The organism is Micromonospora lupini str. Lupac 08, from assembly GCF_000297395.2.
GTDB lineage: Bacteria > Actinomycetota > Actinomycetes > Mycobacteriales > Micromonosporaceae > Micromonospora > Micromonospora lupini.
Genome location: NZ_HF570108.1, coordinates 4,801,920 through 4,825,650 on the forward strand (window position 1 = coordinate 4,801,920; position 23,731 = coordinate 4,825,650).

The 23,731-nt window shown below is 70.3% G+C and carries 24 protein-coding genes; 11 read left to right on the forward strand and 13 right to left on the reverse strand.

The genetic code is table 11. From position 1 onward, the window contains the following. Positions 1-8: 8 nt before the first annotated feature. Positions 9-1,028, reverse strand: coding sequence for an acyltransferase domain-containing protein (locus MILUP08_RS22930; protein WP_063827228.1), 1,020 nt, complete (start codon positions 1,026-1,028; stop codon positions 9-11). Positions 1,029-1,270: 242 nt separating this feature from the next. On the opposite strand from MILUP08_RS22930, the gene MILUP08_RS22935 reads away from it, so the two are divergent. Beyond that, positions 1,271-2,302: a ketoacyl-ACP synthase III family protein gene (locus MILUP08_RS22935; protein WP_007462144.1), complete on the forward strand. Its 1,032-nt coding sequence runs from the start codon at positions 1,271-1,273 to the stop codon at positions 2,300-2,302. A 6-nt stretch (positions 2,303-2,308) separates the two neighbouring features. On the opposite strand, the gene MILUP08_RS22940 is transcribed toward MILUP08_RS22935, so the two are convergent. The 6 genes from MILUP08_RS22940 to MILUP08_RS22965 form a co-directional block, all read right to left on the reverse strand. Further along, positions 2,309-3,229, reverse strand: a complete 921-nt coding sequence (locus MILUP08_RS22940) for an ABC transporter substrate-binding protein (protein WP_007462145.1) — start codon at positions 3,227-3,229, stop codon at positions 2,309-2,311. A 10-nt stretch (positions 3,230-3,239) separates the two neighbouring features. Next, positions 3,240-4,049 (reverse strand): amino acid ABC transporter ATP-binding protein, encoded by an 810-nt coding sequence (locus MILUP08_RS22945; protein WP_007462147.1) that lies wholly within the window; start codon positions 4,047-4,049, stop codon positions 3,240-3,242. Continuing rightward, positions 4,046-4,948 carry an amino acid ABC transporter permease gene (locus MILUP08_RS22950; RefSeq protein ID WP_007462149.1) on the reverse strand — a complete coding sequence of 301 codons (903 nt, stop codon included), beginning with the start codon at positions 4,946-4,948 and terminating at the stop codon, positions 4,046-4,048. Before MILUP08_RS22950 ends, MILUP08_RS22945 begins: the two co-directional genes overlap by 4 nt. A gap of 12 nt (positions 4,949-4,960) precedes the next feature. Continuing rightward, complete coding sequence (locus MILUP08_RS22955; protein WP_007462152.1) at positions 4,961-6,013, reverse strand: LLM class flavin-dependent oxidoreductase; 1,053 nt, start codon at positions 6,011-6,013, stop codon at positions 4,961-4,963. Between the two features lie 66 nt (positions 6,014-6,079). Further along, positions 6,080-7,153 (reverse strand): phosphotransferase family protein, encoded by a 1,074-nt coding sequence (locus tag MILUP08_RS22960; RefSeq protein ID WP_007462154.1) that lies wholly within the window; start codon positions 7,151-7,153, stop codon positions 6,080-6,082. Positions 7,154-7,165: 12 nt separating this feature from the next. Then, on the reverse strand, positions 7,166-8,002 hold the full coding sequence (locus MILUP08_RS22965; RefSeq protein WP_007462155.1) for an AfsR/SARP family transcriptional regulator: 837 nt from the start codon (positions 8,000-8,002) through the stop codon (positions 7,166-7,168). 95 nt (positions 8,003-8,097) lie between these two features. Between MILUP08_RS22965 and MILUP08_RS22970 the strand changes: the two genes are divergently transcribed. Both MILUP08_RS22970 and MILUP08_RS22975 read left to right on the forward strand, forming a co-directional pair. Beyond that, complete coding sequence (locus MILUP08_RS22970; protein WP_007462157.1) at positions 8,098-9,009, forward strand: MBL fold metallo-hydrolase; 912 nt, start codon at positions 8,098-8,100, stop codon at positions 9,007-9,009. A 90-nt stretch (positions 9,010-9,099) separates the two neighbouring features. Then, a complete protein-coding gene (locus MILUP08_RS22975; RefSeq protein ID WP_007462158.1) occupies positions 9,100-9,807 on the forward strand; it encodes an SDR family NAD(P)-dependent oxidoreductase in 708 nt (235 codons plus the stop codon). Positions 9,808-9,965: 158 nt separating this feature from the next. Here the strand turns inward: MILUP08_RS22975 and MILUP08_RS22980 are convergent, their stop codons facing one another. The 5 genes from MILUP08_RS22980 to MILUP08_RS23000 all read right to left on the reverse strand — a co-directional run bounded on the left by MILUP08_RS22980 (position 9,966) and on the right by MILUP08_RS23000 (position 13,895). Then, complete coding sequence (locus tag MILUP08_RS22980) at positions 9,966-10,418, reverse strand: nuclear transport factor 2 family protein (RefSeq protein ID WP_007462160.1); 453 nt, start codon at positions 10,416-10,418, stop codon at positions 9,966-9,968. 27 nt (positions 10,419-10,445) lie between these two features. Then, entirely contained in the window at positions 10,446-11,228 is a 783-nt protein-coding gene (locus MILUP08_RS22985; protein WP_007462161.1) for an AfsR/SARP family transcriptional regulator, read from the reverse strand. Between the two features lie 422 nt (positions 11,229-11,650). Then, the gene (locus MILUP08_RS22990; protein ID WP_007462163.1) at positions 11,651-12,472 is read right to left on the reverse strand and encodes an alpha/beta fold hydrolase; all 822 of its coding nucleotides are present in this window, start codon (positions 12,470-12,472) and stop codon (positions 11,651-11,653) included. A gap of 19 nt (positions 12,473-12,491) precedes the next feature. Beyond that, positions 12,492-13,061: a DJ-1/PfpI family protein gene (locus MILUP08_RS22995; RefSeq protein ID WP_007462165.1), complete on the reverse strand. Its 570-nt coding sequence runs from the start codon at positions 13,059-13,061 to the stop codon at positions 12,492-12,494. 90 nt (positions 13,062-13,151) lie between these two features. After that, positions 13,152-13,895 carry a GntR family transcriptional regulator gene (locus MILUP08_RS23000; protein WP_051065789.1) on the reverse strand — a complete coding sequence of 248 codons (744 nt, stop codon included), beginning with the start codon at positions 13,893-13,895 and terminating at the stop codon, positions 13,152-13,154. Between the two features lie 330 nt (positions 13,896-14,225). Between MILUP08_RS23000 and MILUP08_RS23005 the strand changes: the two genes are divergently transcribed. The 8 genes from MILUP08_RS23005 (at position 14,226) to MILUP08_RS23035 (ending at position 22,560) form a co-directional block, all read left to right on the forward strand. Next, a complete protein-coding gene (locus MILUP08_RS23005; protein ID WP_237747175.1) occupies positions 14,226-15,611 on the forward strand; it encodes an extracellular solute-binding protein in 1,386 nt (461 codons plus the stop codon). Further along, positions 15,608-16,558 carry a carbohydrate ABC transporter permease gene (locus tag MILUP08_RS23010; RefSeq protein ID WP_007462172.1) on the forward strand — a complete coding sequence of 317 codons (951 nt, stop codon included), beginning with the start codon at positions 15,608-15,610 and terminating at the stop codon, positions 16,556-16,558. Before MILUP08_RS23005 ends, MILUP08_RS23010 begins: the two co-directional genes overlap by 4 nt. Further along, the gene (locus MILUP08_RS23015) at positions 16,558-17,469 is read left to right on the forward strand and encodes a carbohydrate ABC transporter permease (RefSeq protein ID WP_007462174.1); all 912 of its coding nucleotides are present in this window, start codon (positions 16,558-16,560) and stop codon (positions 17,467-17,469) included. The genes MILUP08_RS23010 and MILUP08_RS23015 overlap by 1 nt, the downstream gene beginning before the upstream one ends. Then, entirely contained in the window at positions 17,469-18,536 is a 1,068-nt protein-coding gene (locus MILUP08_RS23020; RefSeq protein WP_007462176.1) for an ABC transporter ATP-binding protein, read from the forward strand. Before MILUP08_RS23015 ends, MILUP08_RS23020 begins: the two co-directional genes overlap by 1 nt. After that, on the forward strand, positions 18,536-19,612 hold the full coding sequence (locus tag MILUP08_RS23025) for an ABC transporter ATP-binding protein (protein ID WP_007462177.1): 1,077 nt from the start codon (positions 18,536-18,538) through the stop codon (positions 19,610-19,612). Before MILUP08_RS23020 ends, MILUP08_RS23025 begins: the two co-directional genes overlap by 1 nt. Before the next feature lie 125 nt (positions 19,613-19,737). Further along, positions 19,738-21,198, forward strand: a complete 1,461-nt coding sequence (locus MILUP08_RS23030; RefSeq protein WP_007462179.1) for an NAD-dependent succinate-semialdehyde dehydrogenase — start codon at positions 19,738-19,740, stop codon at positions 21,196-21,198. Then, a complete protein-coding gene (locus tag MILUP08_RS36060; RefSeq protein ID WP_167626061.1) occupies positions 21,195-21,344 on the forward strand; it encodes a hypothetical protein in 150 nt (49 codons plus the stop codon). Before MILUP08_RS23030 ends, MILUP08_RS36060 begins: the two co-directional genes overlap by 4 nt. Next, entirely contained in the window at positions 21,337-22,560 is a 1,224-nt protein-coding gene (locus MILUP08_RS23035; protein WP_007462181.1) for an iron-containing alcohol dehydrogenase, read from the forward strand. Before MILUP08_RS36060 ends, MILUP08_RS23035 begins: the two co-directional genes overlap by 8 nt. A gap of 4 nt (positions 22,561-22,564) precedes the next feature. Here the strand turns inward: MILUP08_RS23035 and MILUP08_RS23040 are convergent, their stop codons facing one another. Beyond that, positions 22,565-23,650, reverse strand: coding sequence for a hypothetical protein (locus MILUP08_RS23040; protein WP_039906480.1), 1,086 nt, complete (start codon positions 23,648-23,650; stop codon positions 22,565-22,567). Between the last annotated feature and the right edge of the window lie 81 nt (positions 23,651-23,731).

Genomic DNA, 23,731 nt, shown 5'->3' on the forward strand with positions numbered 1-23,731 from the left:
TGCGACCGTCACACCCGGGGCTCAAGTGCCGGTCGAGGCGTCCTGGAAGCGGGTGCGGCAACGGCGGACAGGGCCGCGGCGAAGGCGGCGAGGTCGTCCTCGCGGCTCCCGGCCCGAACGGGCAGCGCGGCCAGGGCAGTGGATCCGCCTCGTCGTACCGCTGGATGACGTCGGGCGAGCGCGGTGAGCCCGTGCGGTGCGCCGGCCTCGAGAAGCACGGCCGGCTCGGTGGCGCAGACCGCGTCGAGCGCGGCGGCGAACCAGACCGGCGCGACCGGCTGTCGGGCCCAGTAGTCCGGGTCGGTAGCCACCGCCGGCGTCATCCGGGCGCCTGTGTAACAGGAGTACACGGGCAGTTGCGGAGGCCGCAACGGCATCGTGCGCAGCAGCGGTTCGGCGCGGGCGGCCTCCGCGGCGACGGCAGGACTGTGGAACGCCACAGTGGAACGGGCCGACTGGCAGGTGACGCCTGCTTCCCGCAGGCGCTGCGCGGCTCGCGCGAGAGGTTCGTCGGGGCCGGCGAGCAGCACCTGCCGTGGACCGTTGGCCGCGGCGAGCACCACTGCTCCATCGAGGTAGGGCTGCACCTGCTCCGGGGTCGCGGCCACCGCGAGCATGCCACCGGGCGGCGCCTCGGCGAGATGGGTGAGCCGGTCGGCGAGTACGCGGACGGCGTCCGGCAGGCTCAGCACACCGGCGAGGGTCGCGGCCACCACCTCGCCGACGCTGTGCCCGAGCAGAGCCGTCGGCACCACGCCACGGTCGAGCACGCTCCGGCCGAGCCCCCAGCCGACCGCGAACAGCAACGGCTGGGAGCGGCGGAGGTCGTCCAGCGGTACGACCGGATCGTCGGCGAGCCAATCCGCCCGGATGGCGGCGCCCTCGGGCCCCCACAGGGCGAACACCTCGTCGACGTGGCGGCGGAAATCGCTGTCGCCGCGGTACAGACCGGTGGCCATGCCAGGTCGCTGCGCGCCCTGACCGGGAAAAAGGAGCGCCACCCGTACGGCTCTTCTCAGCTTCGACATGCCCGGCAACGTCGCACCGACCGCTTGAGGCCGGCTCCAGGCGTACGCCGCTCGACGGTTTCTCGACCCCGCGCCGAGCGCGACACGCGACGGTGGCGACACCACGACGCGACCTCGCGGCCAACCCGCGGGAGCGCCGTTTCGAAGCCTGCCCCGCCCCGGGCGGGCGACCGCCGCCGGTCCGGTGTCACGAGCATCGGGCCGGCGGCTCCACGGCACGTGAGGATGAGGGCGGCGAGCAGATGCGCATCGGTGGAATCCACGTGGCCGGTGTGGCCGCGCACATCCCGGGCCGGGTACTGACGGCCGACGCGGTGAGCGCCGGCAGTTGCGCGGGGCGACTGGCCGCGCAGACCGGGGTGGACTCGGTCGCCGTGTCGGCCGACGAGTCCGCTCCGGACCTGGCGGTCCGGGCCGCCGAGCTGGCGTTGAAGCGCTCCGGGCACACCGCGCACGAGGTGGCGTTGCTGCTGCACGCCTGCGTCTACCACCAGGGACACGACATCTGGGCACCGGCGTCGTACGTACAGCGGATGGCCGTCGGTAACCGCTGCCCGGCGCTGGAGGTGCGGCAACTGTCGAACGGCGGGCTCGGCGCGCTCGACCTGGCGGTGGCGTATCTGAGCGCGGCGCCGGACCGGACCGCGGCGCTGCTCACCACCGGAGACCGGTTCGGCGCGCCCGGTTTCGACCGCTGGAACAGTGACCCCGGCACGGTCTACGGCGACGCGGGCACCGCCCTGCTGCTGTCCCGGCACGGCGGCTTCGCCCGGCTGTTGAGCCTGGCCACTGTCTCCGAGCCGGAGCTGGAGGGGCTGCACCGCGGCGACGATCCGTTCGGCGCCGTGCCGCTGGCCCAGCGACAGCCGGTGGACCTGGACGTGGTCAAGAAGGCGTTCGTCGCGCGGACCGGAGTGTCGTACAGCATCAGTCGTGTGGTGGCCGGGCAGGCGGAGGCGCTGGGCCGGGCCCTCGCGCAGGCGGGGCTGGAGTTCGCGGACGTGGACCGCTTCGTGTTGCCGCACTTCGGGTTGCGCAGGTTGACCTCGTCGTACCTGCGGCCCTGGGGCCTGACACCGGAGAAGACCACCTGGTCCTGGGCCCGGACCGTGGGCCACCTCGGTGCGGGTGACCAGTTCAGCGGGCTGGCGCACCTGGTGGAGTCCCGGCAGGTCCACCCCGGCGAACACGTGCTGCTCGCCGGGGTGGGGGCAGGGTACTCGTGGACCTGCGCGGTGCTGCGGATCGACGAGGTCCCGGACTGGGCGGTGTGAGGTTCGTCAGGCCGCCGACGGGTTGACCGCCGAGCGCTGGATCCCGGCCTCCTCCAGGTGCCACTTGGCCAGGATCTTCTGGTAGGCGCCCTCGGCGACGAGGGCGTCGATCGCGGCGCGCAACGGTTCCGCCAGGCCGGCGCCCTTGTTCGTGGCGAGTCCGACGTCGCGGCGGTCGAGTTGTCCGGCGAGGCGCAGGCCCGGCTGTTGGGCGGCCGCGTACCGCAGCACGCTCGCGGAGCTGACCAGCACGTCGACGTGGCCCTCGCGCAGTGCCAGGAAGTGCGCTGCCGCGTCGCTGTAGGTGCTCACCCGGTAGGGCTGCTTACCGGCCTGGACACACTTGTCCTGCTGCCGGCGCAGGTCGTTCTCGAAGGTGCTGCCCACACCGGTGCCGATCGAGGATCCACAGAGCTGCGCGAGGTCGGTGACCTCGGTGAGGGAGCTGTCGTCGCGGACCAGGATGCCCGTCCCGTCGGTCAGGTACGTGGTGAAGTCGAGGACCTTCTTGCGCTCCTCGGTGACGGAGAAGTTGGCCGTGCCGACGGCGAAGCGGCCGGCGGTGAGCCCGGTCAGCAGCGATGCGCCACTGACCTGGTCACGTTTGACGGTCAGGCCGAGTTTCCTGGCGACCGCGTCGGCGACGTCGATGTCGACGCCGCGCGGCGGCCCGCCGTCCTGCGGGTGGAAGGCGATCGGCGGGGTGCCGACGGCCGAGCCCACGGTCAGCACCCCGGACTGTCGGATCTCCGCCGGGAGCAGCTCCTTCAGCGCCGGGTCGGCCTGGACGGCGGAGACGACGTCCTGGGCGCCGAGGTCCTTCGGTGCTTCCTGGATGCTGCTGGCCGGTGCCGCGTGCAGGCAGCCCGACAGCAGAAGCAGCCCGACGGCGCCGACGGCCGCCAGGCGAATACGGCGATGGGGCACGGTGTCTCCTTCAACGTTGCTGGATGGTGGCGAAGAATCGGGCGGTCCGCTCCTCCCGCGGACTGCCGAGCATCGTGGCGGGCGGTCCCTGTTCGACGATCCGGCCACGGTCGATGAAGACGATCTCGTCGGCGACCTCGGCGGCGAAGCGCAGCTCGTGCGTGACGATGAGCATCGTCATGCCGCCGGCGGCGAGGTCGCGCACGACCGACAGCACCTCGCCGACCAGTTCCGGGTCGAGCGCGCTCGTCGGCTCGTCGAAGAGCATCACCTTCGGACGCAGAGCGAGCGCCCTGGCGATCGCGACGCGCTGTTGTTCGCCGCCGGACAACTCCCGGGGATAGGACCGCTCCTTGTGGGCCAGACCGACCCGTTGCAGGAGTTCCCGGGCCCGGGCGCGGGCATCGGCGCGGCTCGCCCTCTGCACCGCGACCGGAGCTTCGACGATGTTCTCCAGGACCGTCAGGTGCGGAAAGAGGTTCAGCGCCTGGAACACCATCCCCACGGCTGTCCGGTGCCGGGCGAGCAGACGCGGTGGGGCCTCGATCACCCGGTTGCCGCGCCGGATCAGCCCGACCGGCTGCCCGTCGATCAGGACGGCTCCGGAGTCGGGCCGTTCGAGGCGGTTGACGCAGCGCAGCAGGGTGCTCTTGCCGGAGCCGGACGGTCCGACCACACAGGTGACAGTTCCGGCCGGAACGGTCAGGTCCACGCGGTCGAGGACGGCCACGTCGCCGAACGCCTTGCTGATCTGGATGAGCCGGACCATGGTGCGCGGTTCGCCGGTCGCCACGGCCAGTTCGTCGGCGGCGGTGCTCACCGGTCCTCCCCGGCGAGAAGCGACAGGCGTGGTCCCGCCGACCCGGCCCGGCCGCTGCCCCGCCCGAAGAACCGCTCCAGGAGGTACTGGACCACGCTGAGGAGGGTGGTGAAGAACAGGTACCAGAGGGTCGCCACGAGCAGCAGCGGAATCACGAGGTAGTTGCGGTTGTAGATGAGCTGGACGGAGAAGAGCAGGTCCTGTCCGGCGATGACGCTGACCACCGAGGTTCCCTTCAGCAAGGCCGCGGCCTGGTTGGCGGCCGGCGGAACGATGGCCCGCATCGCCTGTGGCAGCACGATGCGCCACAGGGTGCGCGGGCGGGAGAGGCCGAGGGCCTGCGCCGCTTCGGTCTGCGACCTCTCGACCGACAGCAGCCCGGCCCGGACGATCTCGGCGGCGTGTGCGGCCTCGTGCAGGGTCAGGCCGATGACCGCCGCCGCGAACCCGTTGATCAGACCGCGGGTGGGCAGGTCCAGGATCGTCGGGCCGAAGGGCACCCCGACCGTCAGCCGTGGATAGACAAGCGAGATGTTGTACCAGAACAGCAGCTGGACCAGGATCGGCACGGACCGGAACAGCCACGTGTAACCCCAGCTGATCGCCTGCAGCAGGCGGCTGCCGGACAGCCGCATGACAGCCAGCACCGTTCCGAGGGCGAACCCCCCGATCAGGGCGATGGCGGTCAGCAACAGAGTGACCCGCAGGCCGTCGAGGACGACGTCGGCGGTGAGGTACTGCCCTACGACATCCCACTCGAAGGCCGGGTTGCCCGCCATGCTCACCAGCGTGAGCAGGAGCACCACCAGCCCGGCCACGCCCGCGACCCAGCGCAGGGGACGTCGCGCGGGCCGGGCGTCGGCGTAACTGTCGACCCTGAGGGCCGTCGGGGTGGACACGGCGCGTTTCCGTCAGAACCTGGGCAGCACGTGCTCGGCGAACAGGCGCAGCGATCTGGCTGCCCGCTCGTACGGGACGTTGCCGGAGACCACCTGCAGGCTCAGGGTCACCTCACCGAACCAGTCGCGGATGGTCTCCACCGCGGCGACGACCTGCTCGGGCGAGCCGACCAGGGCCTTGCGGTCAGCCACCTGCCTGTCGAAGTTGCCCTTGCCGACCCGTTCGACGATCTTCTCGTAGCCGGGATAGTCGCTGCTTCGGGTGTGCGCCCAGGACGACACGGCGGCGGCGAGCGCACCGTGGGACTGGTCGGCGTACTGGCGGCCGAGCCGCTGTGCCTCGTCGGCGTCGTCGGCCAGGAACGCGTTGTAGCTCATGTGCACGTCCTCGTCGGTCGGCGTGAAGCCGCCGGCCGCCGCGGCCTTGCGGTACAGGGCGAGGACGTCCTGCACCTGCTCCCGGGAGTTGATCGAGGGAACGAGCATGACGCCGTACCCGTTGCGGCCCGCCGCCTCCGCCGATTCCGGCGACTTGGCCGTGGCCACCAGGATCCGCGGATGCGGGTGCTGGACCGGCCGCGGCAACAGGGTGACCGGACCGAACTGGTGGAACCGGCCGTTCCACACCGCCTGCTCGGTGGACCAGAGCAGCTTGCACGCTTCCACGCCCTCGTCGAAACGGGCCCGGCTCTCATCAAGCGGTACGCCGAAGGCCTGGAACTCGTCCGGCAGGAACGCCCGCCCGAACCCGACGTCGAGCCGGCCACCGGAGATGCCGTCGAGCATCGCGAGCTTCCCGGCGAGTTTCACCGGATGGGTGAACGCGGGCAGCACCGCGCCGGTGACCAGACGAATCCGCCTGGTCCTGGCTGCCGCGGCCGCCAGGAACGTGACCGGGTCGGGGCTGTACCCACCGTACGGGGAGAAGTAGTGCTCGACCGTCTTGACGTGGTGGAAGCCCAACTCGTCGGCCAGTTCCGCCAGGCGCAGGCTCTCCTCGAAGTACTGGGCGGCGGGCTTGTCCTGCGGACCGACGGTCGGGAAGAGGTTGATGCCGAACTTCATTCCAGCTCCCTCGGATTCGGGCGGACCGCTGCTGGCCCCGTACGGTGCCGACCATGGCGGGGTTCCCTAGAGGCCCGCTACACCCGTACTGGAGAGATCGACACCGCTCTCGGCGAGCCGGCGGCGCAACAGCCCTGTCGCGTTGCGGTGCAGCGGAAAGTCCGATCCCGGCGGCAGGACGCCGGTCTCCTCCAGCAGCCGTACGACCCGGGCGGTGATGACACAGAAGCGGAAGGCGGCGTCGACCTCGTAGTAGGCCAGATGGGCCAGGGGCCGGCCGAGGAGCCGGGCGTAGAACTCCTCGGTCTCGGCGCGGGTCGGCAGGCCGGGCAGCCGGGGAGCGCCGATGCCGTCGCTGAGGAACCGGTCCATGTGCAGGAACCAGGCAAGGTCGCTCTCCGGGCGACCGACGTCGGTCATCTCCCAGTCCAGCAGGGCGGCCGGGCGGTCGCCGGCGAACACGATGTTGCCGAGCCGGGCATCTCCCCACAGCGGGCTGGGTGTCTGCGGCGCCGGTGGCTGGTGGGCCTGCAGCCAGGCCAGCGCGCTCCGGGCGGCGTCGTTGGCCGCGGCGCCGAAGTACTCCAGATGCCCGGCGTAGAACGCCAGGTCGCCGGAGGGCGCGGCTGTCGCCCCCAGGTCCGCCGGGTCGAGCCGGTGCAACCGGCCCATCGCGGACAGGGCGGCGAACCACGCCGCCCGTCGCCGCTGCGGCGAGGCCGCGGCCAGCCAGCCCTCCCGGTGGTACGACGGCAGATCGGCGGGCACCTCACCGGCGACCCGGCTCATCACGACGAACGGCGCACCGAGTATGCCCGGATCGGACTCGAACCCGAGCACCGGCGCGACCGGGACGTCGGTCCGGGCCAGCGCCATCTGCACGCCGACCTGTTCCGGCCAGCGCAGATCGGGGAAGATCCGGTGCCCGACCGGCGCGACCCGGACGGCGAGCGGCGCGACCCGTTGTCGTCCGTCCTCCACCCACCTGGCGTCGCAGAGCAGGATCTCGGCGGAGAATCCGGCGGTCCTCGGGACGGTCAACGGCCCCACTGCGACGTCACGGAAGCCACGCCGGCCGCGGAGCCAGCCGGCCAGCCGGGCCCGGGTCAGGTCGGGGTCGCGTTGGACGGGTACGGGCACGGGGGCCTCCGATCAGGACGCGCCGGACGACGGCGCGGGGACGAGAGTGGGGCGGCGGATCGTGGGGACCGGCTGCTCCGCGGGTGGGCCGGCGGGCGGTTCGAGCCAGGCCGCATTGGTTCGCACGGCACGGTGCAACCGCTGCACCGCCGCCGAGGGCTCGACCCCGAGTTCACGACTCAGCGCGGCGCACAGCCGCTGGTAGACCAGGACGGCATCCGCCTGCCGACCACTGCGGTACAGCGCGGCCATCAGGCTGGCGTGAATCGGCTCGCGCAGCGGATGCCGCCCGGCGAGCGTCGTCGCCGCTGCCACCACCTGCCGGTGCCGGCCACACCGCAGCTCCGCTTCCAGGTAGCGGTCGATCAGCAGGAGTCGCCACTGGTCGAGGTGCCCGATGATCTCCTGGGCGACCGGACCGATGCGTACGTCGGCGAGGACCGGGCCCCGCCACAGCGTCAACGCCCGCTGCCAGTCCCGTGCGGCGTGCGCCGGTCGCCCGGCCGCGGCGCGTTGGTCGCCCCGGCGAGCCCACTCGCGGACCACCCCCAGATCGGTCTGCTCCGGGTCGATCCGCAGCAGATAGCCACGCTCACCGGTCAGCAGCCGCGCCGGCGCCTCCGCCCGGGTCAGCACCCGGCGCAGATGCATGACGTACGTCTGCAGTGTGGTGGCGGCGCTGCGTGGCGGGTGGTCGTCCCACAACTCCCGCACGCATGTCGTCACCGGCACTGTCGCGTTCGCCCGCAACGCGAGCAGACCGAGTAGTTGCCGCTGCTTGGGCGCGGTCGGGCCCGCGTCACCACCGGCCGGGCCGATTCGCAGTCCACCGAGCACGTCGAGGTACATCAGCACACCTTCCGATCGAGACGCCGCCTCCAGCCGGAGCCGAGCGCGTTCGGGCCCACTGGGGTCCGGACCCACGCCGTAGCACCGGAGGAGACATGACCACCACACCGTTCGGCCGGCTCCTGCCGTTGGCCCCCGCGGTGTTCGCCTACATCCAGCCGCCGGGCGGCTGGTGCGTCGGCAACGCCGGCATCATCGTCGGCACCGAGCGGGTCGTGGTGGTGGACACCGCCGCCACCCGGGCCCGAGCGCAGGCGCTGCTGGCGTGCGTGCACCGGCTGGCGCCGGGTCGCCCGCACATCGTGGTGAACACCCATCACCACGGCGACCACGTCTTCGGCAACTGCGTCTTTCCCCCCGAGGCCGAGATCGTGGCTCACGAGACCGCCCGTTCCGAGATGGCCCGGACGGGGCTGGCGATGCGCGACCTGTGGCCGCAGGCCGACTTCTCCGGCATCGACCTGAGGCTGCCGACGCGCACGCTGCGGGACCGGCTGACTCTGGACCCCGGCGGCACACGTGTCGAGCTGTTGCACGTCGGGCCGGCCCACACGACAAACGACGTGGTGGTCTGGCTGCCGCAGCCACGCGTGCTGTTCGCCGGTGACGTGGCGTTCTCCGGGCGTACGCCGTTCGTGCTGATGGGTTCGGTCACCGGATCGCTGCGCGCGCTGGCGTCGCTGCGGGCCCTGCGCCCGCAGGTGGTGGTGTCCGGGCACGGCGAGGTCGCGGGGCCGGAGGTGCTCGACGCCACCGAGGCGTACCTGCGGTGGCTGCGCCGGGAGGCGGCCCGCGGTGTCGGGGCGGGGATCCCCCCGCTGGAGGCCGCTCGCCGGGCGGCCGACAACCCCTTCCGGAGCCTGCCGGAACCGGAACGGCTGGTGGCCAACCTGCATCGGGCGTACGCCGAGGAACGCGGCGAGCCGGCCGGCGCGTATCTGCCGTCCCGGCCGGTCACCGACGAGATGGTCCTGCTCCACGGCGGCCCGCTCAGCACATCGGTTTGACGGCACGCGGGAAGCGTCCCGGCCGGCGCTCAAGGCCGGCTCCAGTACGGCCGGACTCCTGGTCCGGACGCCGACAACGAAGGAGTTCTCATGGTCCTCAAAGGCAAGGTCGCGGTCGTGACCGGCGGCACCGCCGGTCTGGGGCAGGTCGTCGCCCGAGTGCTCGCCGACGCCGGCGCCACAGTGGTGTCGGCGGCACGTGGCGCGTCGGACACCGTCGGCCAGTTCCCGGTCGACGTCACCGACCGGGCCTCGGTCGACGCGCTCTTCTCCGCCGTGCAGGAGCGTCACGGCGGGCTGGACATCCTGGTCGCGAACGCGGGCATCAACCACCCGGGGCCCCTGGCGACGTTGCCGCCGGAGCAGTGGGACGAGGTGCTGGCCACCAATCTCACAGGCGTGCTGAACTGCGTGCGGGCCGCCGTCCCGCTGCTGCGGGCCGCCGGCGACGCCCGGATCGTCACGGTGTCCTCGCTGCTGGGGCGTCGGCCGATCGCCGGTGGCGGGGCCTACGGCGTCTCCAAGGCCGCCCTGGAGACGCTGACCCGTGTGCTCGCCGCGGAGCTGGCCGTCGACGGCATCACCGTCAACGCTGTCGCCCCCGGAGTGGTCGACGAAGGCATGGGACGAGCGATCCTCGGCAACGACCGGCTGTGGAACCGGCTACGCGGCTCGCTCGCCACCGACCGGCCCGGTACCGGTGCCGAAGTCGCCCGGGCGATCCTCTTCCTGGCCTCGCCGGACAGCTCCTACGTCAACGGTCACGTCCTGAACGTCGACGGCGGCCTGAACTTCTAGGGCCTGGGGTCGACGTCGTCGGCCGAGCCGAGGCGGAGGCCGGGCGTCGATCCGGCCCGGCCGGTGTTCGCCCGGATACCGATACCACCACCGGTATCCGGGCGAACATCCCACGCGGCCGGTCGTCGTCCGGCCCGCCGGGGGCTTCGGCGCACGCCCTAGGTCCCGTCATGCACGATGTGCCGGCGGTGGACGAACCATTCGCCGTCCTGTCGGTGCAGCAGGTCCTCGGCCGTGGTGCTCAGGTAGACCCGGGCCGCACCACCGCCGGGCGGTGTCTCGAAGACCGTTGCGTAGTAGCGGGTCCGCACCGCGTCGTCGCCGTCCGGCTCGGCGATCACGTTGCCGTACCAGTGCCGCCGGGTGAGCCCCGACTCGGCCAGGCGGTCGATGCCGCGCCGCATCGACGCGGCGATCGCGGTACGGCCCCGACGCGGCTCGGGTTTGACGTTCTGCCCGAACTCGCCGTCCTCGGTGAACTGCTGGGACCACTGTTCGGCCTGGCCCTCGTCCAACAGCTGGAAATGGCGGGCGTAGAACTGCAGGATCTCGGCGTACGTTCCCGCGTCGACGGCGTGCGCGGTGCTGCCGGTCGGCTGAGTCGTCGTCATGGCGCTCTCCTTCGATCGGTGGGGTGGTCAGCTGACGAGCAGGTGGCTCGCGCCACGGTCGACGGGCAGGTCCAGGGCCGGCTCGGCGCGGAGGATGGCCTGCTCCAGACCCTGCAGCCGGCGGGACGGCTCCAGCCCGAACCGCTCGGCGAGCGTGCTGCGGAACTGCCGCAGGGCAGCCAGCGCCTCGGTGATCCGGCCGCTGCGGTACAACGCGAGCGCGAGCTGTGCGCGGAGGTTCTCGTGGGTCGGATACCGGCGCACCAGGACGCGCAGCTCACTGAGCAGTTCCCGGTGCCGACCGACTCGCAGATCGGCCTCCACGCGCTCCTCGTGTACGGCGAGACGGACTTCGTGCAGCCCTTCCATCCGTGCCCGTACGATCGAGCCCACCTGGACGTCGACCAGGGCCGGGCCGTGCCACATGTCCAGCGCCGCCCGCAACAGCCGAGCCGCTTCCGGGTACCGGCCGGCGGCAAAGGCCTCGCTGCCGGTGGCCGCGATCCGGTGGAAGTCGTCCAGATCGAGCTCACCGGGCTGCACGCGCAGGGCGTACCCGCGCTCCCGGGTGCTGATCCGGTCGCCACCCTTGGCGGTACGCAGGACTTTCCGGAGGTTCATGACGTACGTCTGTAATGTCGAGTGTGCACTCATGGGCGGCTGCTCACCCCACAACTCGTCCACACAGTCGTCGACGGTGACGACGGTGTCGGCGTGCAGGAGCAGCAGGGCCAACAGTTGCCGCTGCTTCGGAGCGCTGGGCAGTTGCCCCGGCTCCATTCCCAGCGGACCCAGCACCGTGAACCGCATGATTTCCCTTCGTCGCTCGGTAACGCCAACGACCAGAACTATGCCGGTGAACGCTTTCGAGTTCCTTACCGACCAGTCGCCCGCAACGCCATTGACCTGCGACGATCGGTCGAGAACCAGGAAAGGGCGAGGGCCTGGAATTCCTACGGAGTCGGTAGGTTGGGTAGGAATGACCGCGACGCCGGGCACGGATCGTCGCGGAGAGCCGTCTTCCGTGCCCGGCGCCGTGGTCGGGGCCGAACGTCGTCCAGGCCCGGCCCTCGCCTCCGGGGCGGCCCGGATGAGGCGGTCGAGAATGTCCCGGCTACGGCGAGCTGCTCGATGGACGCGGTGACCCCGCTGCGGTTCCTCGGCAAGGGCGTCGGATCACGTCCGCCACCTGCTGATCTTCGTGAGCACGGTCCGCGGACCGGCCACAGCGGTCAGTGGCCTCGGCCCCGGTCGAGGAAGCACGACAGTAGTTGCCGGAACTCGTCCGGGTGCTCGATCGCCGGCACGTGCCCGCAGCGGCCGAACACGTGCAGACGGACATCGGCCAGGTGTTCGAGCAGGGGCTGGGCTGCCGTCCCGAGCGGGGTGACCCGGTCCTCGGCGCCGTGCACGAGCAGCACCGGCGCACGCACCGTTGCCAGCGTCTGCGCCGACAGGGTGAGGTCGTCGACCCATCGCGCCCTGGGTGGAGGGAACAACAACGCGAACGCGGCCGCCCCCGCTCGCATCGCAGTCGCACGGGCGTCGACTGCCGCATCGGTCACGAGCGCCTGGTCGAGGACGAGGCGGCTCAGCATGTCCCGTGCACCGAGCGGACCGGCGGGGGCGGCCCAGACCGCGTCGAGATCCGCTGACAGCGGCGCCCCGGGGGCGCCCATCGTCGAGACCGCCACGACGCGGGTGACCTGCCGGGGGCGCGCGGCCGCCAACGACAGCGCCACGGCGCCGCCCATGGAGTGACCCACCACGGCGTAGTGCTCAATATCGAGAGCATCCATCAGGCCTGCGGCCTGCTCGGTCCACAGCCGGAGCCCACCCCTGGAGCCCGCCGGGAGAGGCGTACGGCCGAACCCCGCCTGGTCCGGCGCCACCAGATGCCAGGACGTGCCCAGCGCCTGCACGGTCGCTGCCCAGGCTCCGGACCCGGTCGTGCCGGGTCCGGAGCCGTGCAGCATCAGCACCGCGGGCCCGGTGCCGCTCTCCAGGACGTGGACGGGTGAGCCGTCGACTGGGACGGTCCGAAGTGCCGTCACCGGGGCAGGCCAGGTGTGCTCATGCCGATGCGGAGTCGACCGACTTCGAGAAGAGCTCCATCATCGCCCTGCCGAACTGCGGCATGTCGGGCCATCCCCGGCAGGAGACGAGGTTGCCGTCCACCACGTCGGGAGCGTCGATGACCGTCGCGCCCGCGTTCTCCATGTCACCGGTGATGGGCGGGAAGCACGCCGTCTTTCGACCCTTCAGCAGCCCGTACACCGCTGGCACCTGCGCGCCGTGGCACACCAGAGCGATGGGGAGGTTACGCGCGAAGAAGTGCTCCGTGATGCGCCTGACGTCGGCGTCGACCCGGATCCACTCGGGGGCACGTCCCCCCGGAATGATGAGGGCGTCGTAGCGCTCGACGTCGACCTCGGCCCAGGGCACGTCGACCGGCAGCTTCCGACCGTTCTTCTCCACGTAGGCATCGGAGTTGGGGTCGAACTCGTGGATGACCAGTTGCACGTCACGGGTCGTCCGCGACGAGACGTCGACCTCCCAGCCGCCCTCCTGCACTCGATAGTAGGGATACATGGTGTCGAGTTCCTCGGCGGCGTCGCCGGTCAGGAGCAGCGCTCTGGGCACCTGCTTCTCCTCGCATGGGGGGACGGGTGGTGGATCCAATCCGATCCGATCCGATCGATTGAGTTAGCATTCCTCGGCCCAGCCCGCCCGTCAAGCCTCTACCGCCACTCCGTCCGCGTCCTTGACCTCGTCGAACAATCGACGGAAACGCTCGCCGGACCGCAGGATGTGCCGACGCATCGCGTAGGCGGCGGCGTCGGGGTCACGCCCGGCGATCGCGGCCACCACGTCCTCGTGCTCGGCCATCGCCAGGTGCGTGACCTGGGTGTCGTGGTGCAGCCGGAAGAGGTGCACGTGGCTGTGCAGGCGGGCGAGCGCCTCGCGGATGACCTGGTTCTCCGCGCTCAGGGCCACGAGATCGTGAAAAGCCGCGTCGCGCAGCCCGAAGGCGCCATAGGCCGACGGCCCGCTGCCCTCCTCCAACTCGGCCATCTCCTCAAGCATTCGTCGCAGGCCGGCCACCTGCTCCAAGGACGCGCGTTCGGCGGATCTGCGCGCCGCCGCCGGCTCGAGGAGCAGGCGGACCTCGAGCATGTCCTCGAATCGGTGACGGGTGATCTGGGGCGGGATGCGGTAGCCGGCATGGGGCACGCGCACGACCAGGCCCTCGGCCTCCATGCGGTTCAGGGCGTCTCGGATCGGCGTCTGCGAGACTCCCAGCTCGCGCGCCAGGACGTCGATCGTGACGCGGGAGCCAGGCTCGATCCGTAGCGACATCAGCTGCCCGAGCAGCGTGTCGTACACCTCGTCGGCAAGCCGGCCGCCAGATCTTCCCGGCGCCGTTCCGCCCGTCCCGGCCCTACGGCCCCGCGCGATCATCGCTTCGTCGTCCATCGTGGCGTGAGGACCTTTCTTGCGCCTTCGGGAACCTGTTGACATCAGTCACAACGCTGCGGGATGCTGACGCCCCCACCGGATCCTATAGGAAAAGCGGCGGATGATCTTCATCCTCCGCCATCGCGGAACCACCGCCATCGCTCTACTTCGATCACGTGACGCCAGCCCGCGGGTCGACCCCGCGACAGCCCGGCAACACGCCTGAACAACCCAGCAACTGCTCGACGAAGCACATAGCGAGGCTCTAGAAGTCCCCACCACCAGAAAGCAGGCAGGAATATGCGGCATCCGAAGCGAACAGGACGAACATCCGCACCCGGTCGGAAGGTGCGGTTGGCGACCGCGGCCATGCTGCTGGTGGCCGCGACCATGACGGCCTGCGGTGACAGCAAGGACGACGACGCGAAGGCGAGCGCCCCCAAGGCGCCGGCGACCATCCCGGAGCTCACCAAGGACCCGCTGACCCTCAGCTTCATCTGGTTCGACTGGCCCCCCGCCCACGCGCTGGAGGACTTCGCGAACGCGGAGTACAAGAAGGAACGGCCGAACACGACCATCAAGGTCAACACCGTGCCGAACGCGAATTGGCACGACGCGATGTTCACCCAGTTCGCCGCGCACAAGACCGACTTCGACATCGCGATCCTCGACTCGCAACACATCGGCGAGGCGGTGACGAACGGCAACATCCTCGACATCACCGACTTCGTCAAGCAGAACATCGACGTCGCGGCCTACAACCCGTACCTCCTGGCGGCCTACGGCCAGTTCCCCCAGGCGGAGACCGGCAAGCGCGACGAGAACGCCAGCCTGTACGGACTGCCGTTGCTCGGCGACACCTGGACGATGATCTACCGCAAGGACCTGATCGGCGACAAGCCGCCGCAGACCTGGGACCAGATGATCTCCGTCGCCGAGAAGTGCCAGAGGGAGAACCCGGGCGTCAGCGGGCTGGCCTTCCACCAGGCCAACGGCTCCGACGCCGCAGCCGTCACCTACAACACGGTCAACGGCATCTACGGCGGCAACCTCTGGGACTCCAAGACGCGCAAGATCGACGGCGTCATCAACGACGCCGCGGGCCAGGAGGCGATGGACGTCCTGGTCAACAAGATGAAGCCGCTGACCGCCAAGGGCTCCGGCAACTGGTTCATCGACGAGACGAACGCGGCGGTCGCCCAGGGCAAGGCATGCATCGCGTTCAACTGGATCGCCGCGAGCGGCGGCCTGCTCGACCCGAAACAGTCGACGCTCGGCACCACGCGGAAGCAGATTCTCGACAAGCTGGGCTTCGCCACGCTGCCGACCCAGAAGACGAACCTGGTCCCTCTGGGCGGTATGGGGATGCACGTGTCGGCCTACTCCGCGAAGGCGAACCAGGCCGAGGCCCTGAACTTCATGAAGTGGTTCGAGCGGGCTGACATCCAGAAGAAGTGGGCCGCGGCCGGTGGCGTGCCATCGCGTACGGACGCCCTGCAGTCGCCCGAGTTCCTCAATGCCGGGCCGTTCAACCAGGTGTACACCGACTCGGTTCCGCGGATGCGGGACATGTGGAACGTGCCCGAGTACGCGCGCCTCGTCAACATCGAGAACACCAACGTGAACGCGGCTCTCAACGGCGCGAAGAAGCCGAAGGATGCGCTCGACGACATCGCCAAGGAGCAGCAGGGCGTCCTCGACTCCAGCGGCCGCAAAGGCGGCGGCGGACTGTGAGTGACGCCGTCCCTCTGACGACCGACCACCCCGGGCAGGTGGCGTCCGCGACGCCACCTGCACCGGGTCGGTCCCGCCGGCTGAGCGACCGTGGGCTCGCCGTTGCCTTCATCTCCCCCGCACTGCTGCTGCTGCTCGCCATGTCGGTGTTCCCGCTGCTGTGGGCGTTGTACCTGTCCTTCACCGACTACTCGGCCACCCGCGGCGGGCCCGCGAATTTCGTCGGGTTCGGGAACTACACCGCCATCCTGGCGTCGGCGCAGGTCCACCAGAGGGCCCTGACGACGTTGATCTACGTGGTCGGCGCGGTCGTCCTGCAGACCGTGCTCGGTTTCGGCATCGCCTACCTGATCTCACGGCGTACGCGCGGGCGAGGAGCGCTCACCACTCTGTTCCTGGTTCCGATGATGCTGTCGCCGGTCGTTGTCGGGCTGTTCTGGCGCTTCATGCTCGACGCGCAGTTCGGCGTGGTCAACAGCATGCTCGGCTCGCTCGGCCTGGGGCAGGTGGAGTGGCTCACCCGGCAACGAACGGCGTTGCTCTCCCTGATCGTGGTCGACACCTGGCAGTGGACGCCGTTCATCATGCTCATCGCGCTCGCGGGCCTCACCGCGGTTCCCAAGTACCTGTACGAGGCGGCCTCGATCGACCGGGCGTCCGAGTGGTTCCGGTTCCGCACCATCACTCTTCCGCTGGTGTGGCCGCTGCTGCTCATCGCCGTGATGTTCCGGGGCATCGAGGCCTTCCGGCTGTTCGACCTCGTCTACATCCTCACCAGCGGTGGTCCGGGTGTCTCCACCGAGACGTTGTCGTTCCACGTCTACAAGGTCGCGTTCCTGGGCTTCAACACCGGAACCGCCTCGGCGTACGGGATTCTCATGGTCCTCGTCGTCATCGTCCTCACGCAGCTCTACCTGCGCTACCTGAACAAGCTCAAGGAGGGCTGATGGCCGTCTCCGTCGACGAGGCCGTGTCCACGGGTCCTGCCCCGGATCACACGCCCGCCGCGCGTCGCCTCGGCGGCCGGGGCCGCTCCGGGCTGGAGGTCGCGCTGCTGATCGTGCTGGCCGTCGTGATGCTCTTTCCGGTGCTGTGGATGATCGAGACGTCCATCAAGGACAACCGCGACGTCTACGCCATCCCGGCCAAGTTCTTCGGCTTCAACGTCACCATGGACCACTTCAGGGACGTGTTCGTCGCGCCCGGCGGCGGGCGCTCGGCACTGTCGGTCGCGTTCCTCAACTCCGTCGTGGTCGCCGGAGTCTCCACGCTCCTGGCCACCGTGCTGGGCGTCCCGGCGGCCTGGGCCTACTCACGCTTCTCCGTGCGGGCCAAGAAGGACCAACTGTTCTTCATCCTGTCCACCCGCTTCATGCCGCCCGTGGTGGTCGTGGTCCCGATCTTCCTCATGTACCGCCAGGTCGGACTCATCGACTCCAAGATCGGCCTGATCCTCATCTACGCCGCGTTCAACGTCCCGTTCACGATCTGGATGATGAAGGGGTTCGTCGACGAGGTGCCCGCGGAGTACGAGGATGCCGCCATGCTCGACGGTTACACCCGATTGCAGGCGTTCTGGCGATACACCCTTCCCCTGCTCGTGCCCGGCATCGCCGCGACGGCGGTCTTCGCACTCATCTTCTCGTGGAACGAGTTCGTGTTCGCGATCTTCCTCACCTCCAGCGACGACGTGCGGACGGCGCCACCCGCCATCGCCGGCCTCATCGGTGGCACCACCACGGACTGGGGTCTCGTGGCCGCCGCCTCCGTGGTGTTCGCCCTACCGGTGCTCGTCTTCGCCTACCTGGTGCGCAAGCACCTCGTCGCCGGCGTGACGCTCGGGGCGGTGCGACGCTGATGGCGGGCATCGAGGTGACGGCGCTGCACAAGCGCTACCCGGACGGGACGGTCGCGGTCGATCACGTGGACCTGTCCATCGGCGACGGCGAGCTGTTCGTGATGCTCGGCCCTTCGGGTTGCGGCAAGACGACCACGCTGCGGGCCATCGCCGGCCTGGAGAGGCAGACGACTGGCGACATCCACATCGGCAACACGCTTGTCAACGACCTGCCACCCGCCGATCGCGACATCGCCATGGTGTTCCAGTTCTACGCTCTCTACCCGCATCTGAAAACCCGCGACAACCTGGCGTTCCCCCTGCGGGCCGAGGGACTGCCCAAGGCCGAGGTGCACAAGCGGGTCAACGAGGCCGCCCGACTGATGCAGCTCGGCCCGCTCCTGGACCGGCGCCCACGCCAGCTGTCCGGCGGGGAGCAGCAGCGCGTCGCGCTCGCCCGCGCCCTGGTACGACGACCGCGCGCATTCCTCATGGACGAACCGCTCACCAATCTGGACGCCGAACTGAGGGCGGACATGCGCACGGAGATCAAACACCTGCAGGGCGAGCTGGGGGCCACGATGGTCTACGTCACCCACGACCAGGTCGAGGCGATGTCGCTCGGTCACCGGATCGCCATCCTCAACAAGGGCCGCGTCGAGCAGATCGGCACGCCGCTGGAGGTCTACGACCGTCCGGCGAGTCTCTTCTGCGCCGCGTTCATCGGCTCCCCGCCGATGAACCTCATTGAGGTGGAGGTGGCCGACGGGACGCTGCGCAGTAAGGGCGGACTGGTCCTCACGCCACCGCCAGGCCTGCCGCGCGACCGTTCCCTGGTCGCGGGCGTCCGACCGGAGGCGCTGGAAGTCACCGAACCAGGGGCGGAACGTTCGGTCCCGGCCCGCGTGGTCTCGGCGGAGTGGCTGGGCGACGAAATCATCTACGTGGTTGATTACGGCGGCCAGCACGACGTACGGGTCCGGATGCCACCGACTGTCCGTTTCGCCACTGACGCACGGGTCGGGCTACGGCACACCGGCGCGACCCCGGCGGTCTACGACGTGAGCACGGAAGAGCTGGTGGCCTGATGGGAACCGTGGCAGCGCAGGGGCTGTGCAAGTCCTTCGGGAAGGTCCAGGCCCTGGACGGAGTGACGCTGGACGTGCCGGACGGCTCGTTCTTCGTCGTGCTCGGGCCGTCCGGGGCAGGCAAGACGACGACGCTACGAGCGATCGCGGGCCTGGAGAAGCTCGACTCCGGGTCGGTGCATCTGGACGGTAGGGACGCGACCGGCGACGCCCCGGCCGCACGTGACCTGGCCATGGTCTTCCAGAGCTACGCCCTCTACCCGCGACACACGGTGTACGAGAACATCGCTTCGCCACTGCGGGCACGGCGCCGTTCGTCGAGTGAGATCGCCGCTGCCATCGAGCAGATGTCGAGCCTGCTGCACATCGAACGTCTGCTGCAGCGTCGTCCCGCGCAGTTGTCGGGCGGTGAGATGCAGCGTGTCGCCCTGGCCCGGGCGCTGGTCCGTAGCCCGCGCGCGTTTCTCATGGACGAGCCGCTGACGAACCTCGACCTCAAGCTCCGCGTCGAGATGCGCACCGAACTGACCCGCATCCACCGCAGCCTCGGGGCAACCTTCGTCTACGTGACGAACGACCAGGTCGAGGCCCTGTCCATGGCCGACCAGGTCGCGGTTCTCAAGGAGGGGAAGGTGCAACAGGTCGGCACGCCCACCGAGGTGTACGAGCGTCCCGCCAACCAGTGGGTCGCAGGATTCGTCGGGAGCCCGCCGATCAGCCTGCTCGCCTGCCGCGCCGAGGGAGATTGCCTGGTGGGTGCGGGAGGCTGGACGCTGCCGCGGCCCCGCTGGACCACCGCGGAGGACGGCCGCGCGCTGATGCTGGGCCTGCGCGCGGAGGACCTGTCCGTCGAACAGCGTGGGGACGCGTCGTTGTCGGGGGAGCTCTACGGACTTGAGCCGCTCGGTGACCGAACGGTGGTCGACGTCCTCGTGGGGACGGAGATCCTCAAGGTCAAGGCACGACCCACCGTCACCGGCGCGCCGGGCGAGCGGCTGCTGGTCACGGTCGATCTGGACCGTGCGCACCTGTTCGACGCGGGCACCGGGCTGTCGCTGTCCGAGGCTGGGCGCTGACCGCGCAGGGCGGCGACGGCACCATGCGCCCGGACCTGGCAATCGAGCGTCGACGGATCGTCACCGGCGAGCGCGACCGCTGAGGCACGCCGGACAGCAGCAAGAAGAACACAGGAGGCGACGCGATGAGTGACCCGATGAACGTCCTGGCCCCCGAGCACCGGCGGCTCCGGATCGGCGACGCCTGGCGCGACGCCGCAAGCGGCGCCACCTTTGCCGTCGAGGACCCGGCCACCGGCAAGACCATCGCCGAGGTGGCGGACGCCGACGTCGTCGACGGGCTCGCCGCTCTGGACGCGGCGAGCAAGGCGATGGCGGAGTGGGCGGCGACCCCACCACGGAAACGGTCCGAGTTGTTGACCGCGACGTACCGGGCACTTACCGAGCGATCCGAGGAGGTCGCCCGGCTGATAACGCTCGAGATGGGCAAGCCGCTCGCCGAGGCTCGGGGCGAGGTGGCCTACGGCGCCGAGTTCTTCCGTTGGTTCGCCGAGGAGGCGGTACGCGTCGAGGGGCGCTACAGCGCCGCTCCCGCGGGCGGATATCGCATCCTCACCGTGCCGAAGCCGGTCGGACCGTGCGTCTTCGTGACGCCCTGGAACTTTCCGTTGGCCATGGGCGCCCGCAAGATCGCTCCGGCGCTGGCCGCGGGTTGTACGACGATCACCAAGCCGGCAGGCCAGACGCCACTCACCATGCTGCTCCTGGCCCGCATCATGGAGGAGGTAGGCGTCCCCCCGGGCGTCGTCAACGTGGTGACCACCAAGCGTTCCGGCACGGTGGTCTCGGCGCTGCTGGCCGACAGTCGGACCCGCAAGCTGTCGTTCACCGGGTCGACCGAGGTCGGGCGCGTGCTGCTGCGACAGGCCGCGGACAACGTGCTGCGTACCTCCATGGAACTGGGCGGCAACGCGGCCTTGATCGTGTGTGCGGACGCCGACCTGGACGTCGCGGTCGACGGCGCCATGGTGGCCAAGATGCGCAACATCGGGGAGTCCTGCATCGCGGCCAACCGGATCTACGTCGAGGAGCCGGTGCGCGAGGAGTTCACGGCGCGCTTCGCCGAGCGGATGGGCGCGCTGTCGGTGGGCCATGGTCTCGACGACGGCGTGGACGTCGGTGCCTTGATCGACGAGGCCTCGGTCACCAAGATCGACGGGCTCGTCGCCGACGCGGTCGATCGCGGCGCCCGGGTCCTGGTGGGCGGCGAGCGGCCGGATGGGCCGGGCCACTTCTACCCGCCCACGGTCCTCGTCGACGTGCCCGACGATGCACGGATGCTGGAGGAGGAGATCTTCGGCCCGGTGGCGCCCATCATCTCGTTCACGTCCGACGACGAGGTGCTGGCGAAGGCCAACGACACCGAGTACGGCCTGGTCGGCTACATCTTCACCCGTGACCTCCAGCGAGCCCTCCGGTTCGCCGAGGGGCTGGATACCGGGATGCTCGGTATCAACCGTGGTCTGATCTCGGACCCGTCGGCTCCGTTCGGAGGCGTGAAGCAGTCCGGGATCGGCAAGGAGGGATCGCACGAGGGCATCCGTGAGTACCTCGACCTCACCTACGCGGCGATCGACCTACCGTGACCGGCCTGCTGGTCGGGGCGCCCGGCGCGCGCGCCTGCGCCACCCCGGCGGCCAGCCCTGCCGACGCCGTCCCGGTCTTGCAGGTGACCTGGACGTACGCCCAGCCCATCGCCGCCGACGTTCCGGAGAGGCACCGACATGCTTGAGACCGTCCGCGGACCACGCCAGTTGATAGTGGGCGAAGGGGTCGCGCAGAACATCCCGCGAGTGGTGGCCGAGAGTGGCTCGCGCGTCCTCATCGTGACCGACCAGGTTCTTCTGGGGCAGCCGGGCGTGGCCGAGATCGTGGCCGCCGTGCGGAAGAAGGTCGAGGCCGTCGAGGTGTTCTCCGACGCGACTCCCGACGTGCCACTCTCCGACGTCGCACTGGCCGTCTCGGCCGCCGCCGAGGTGGACGCCGACGTGATCCTCGCGATCGGGGGTGGCACGGTGATCGACCTCGCCAAAATCGTCGGCGTGATCCGGCGCCACGGTGGGACACCGCGCGACTTCTACGGCGAGTCGAAGGTGCCGGGGCCGACGATGCCTCTCGTCGCGGTCCCGACGACGTCAGGCACCGGCTCCGAGCTCACACCCGTCTCGGTGTTGACCGACCCGGACCGTGCGCTGAAGGTGGGGGTTTCCAGCGTCCACATCGTGCCCGACTTCGCCATCGTCGACCCCGAACTGACGTACACCTGCCCTGCGACCGTCACCGCCCACTCCGGCATCGACGCCTTCTGTCACGCGGTGGAGAGCTACACCGCGCGCCCCCGACCCCACGGACCGCGCGACCCGGTGGAGCAGGTCTTCCTCGGCCGCAACCCGATCACCGACCACTACGCGCTCCTGGCCGCGGAGCGGATCGCCCGTAGCCTGCGTCGTGCTGTCCGGGACGGAGGCGACACGGACGCGCGCGCGGACATGTCCTACGGCTCCATGCTCGCCGGCCTCGCGTTCTCCCACGCGGGCAACGCGGCCCCGCACGCTCTCCAGTACCCCATCGGCGCCGCCACGCACACGCCGCACGGCGTCGGAGTCGGGCTGCTACTGCCCTACGCGCTGGACGCGGCCAGGGATGCCATCGGCGACCGGTTGGCCGTCCTCGCCAGGGTGTGCGGGCTCGACGTGACCGACGCCTCCGAGGCCGAGGCCGCAGACACCTTCCTCACCTGGCTCGACGGGCTCCTCGCCGACATCGGCATCCCTGCCACACTGGCGGACATCGGGGTGGCCCGCGCCGACCTGCCGCGCTTCGCGGAGATGGCCGGTGGCGTCACCCGTCTGATCCAGAACCACCCCGGCCCGACCGACACCGCCAGCCTGACCGCGATCCTCGAAGCGGCGTGGACCGGGGACCGGACCCGACACGTCCCGGCATGATCGACTATTGCCGCGCCAGCTCCTGATCCGACGCGGCGTAGCGGTAGTAGTAGCCGGTCAGCGCGACCGCCAACGATATCGACCACAGTGGAAACAGGCACCAACCCAGCCCGCCCGCGCCCCAGTACGCCCGGTCGTAGACCGGTTCTCCCCACAACTGGAACGTGTCGAGTTGGCCAGGCAGCTGCACGCCCAGTTGTCCCAGCAGCAGTCCGCGGCCGAACACGAAGATGCCGACGACTGCCGACCCGCCCAGCAGCAGGGGGAACCACATCGGTACGACCCTGCCACGCAGCCCGGGAATCCACGTCGGGAACCACCTCCCCCACCGAGACAGCAGTCCCGAGGTCAGGATGGCGCCACCTGCCGCGAATGACGCGAGGGTCGGCTCGATGTACACGTTCTCCGGCTGGTTGCGGAGCAGGGACACGACGAACGGCTCGGGTGCCCCGACGGCCCAACCTCGTGACCATGCCAGCCGGATCAGCGCGTAGGGCAGCGGGCACGCCATCGCGACGTAGGTGGCGATCCTGCCCGTACGGATCCAGGCGGAGGCTCGGCGGCGTCGCAGGTCCTGTGGGTCGGGTCCCCTGGTGCCGTCGGCGTAGTCGATGCTCGCCAGGAGAAACAGGGCGGCGCCGGCCGCCACGGCGACCTGGAACAGTGTCGGCCAGTCCGCCCTCAGCCAACCGATCGGGAGAATGCCCAGTGGCGGCAACAGCACGATCATCCGTCCGTCCAGCACGACGCCCACGATCACCGCCGCGACACCGACTCCGCCGACGATCAGGGGTTTACGCCGGCGTGGGTGGCGAGCACGTCGTTCGAGCTGCCAGGCCACGGCAAGCGCCACCACACCGAACATGGTGATGATCGGGCCACCCACGTCGCGCTCCATGCCGGCCAGCAGCGACGAGTAGTCCGGGCCGGTGCGGTCGTTGCGCCCGAACGGGTAGCCGGCGCCGCCGAGAGACCAGAAGATGCCCATCACGATCAGGAACCAGGACCATCCGCTCGCTGCGGCCGGTGCCCACCGCCGCCAGGACCGCCACCTGCCGTGCGTCGTCACCGATGCTGTCGAAGCTGTCATGGTGGTGAGTGTCAGACACCGGCGCCGGGCTCGACGTCTGCCTGGCGGGGTGGACCGGGGCGTCAAGCGGGTCCGTCTCTG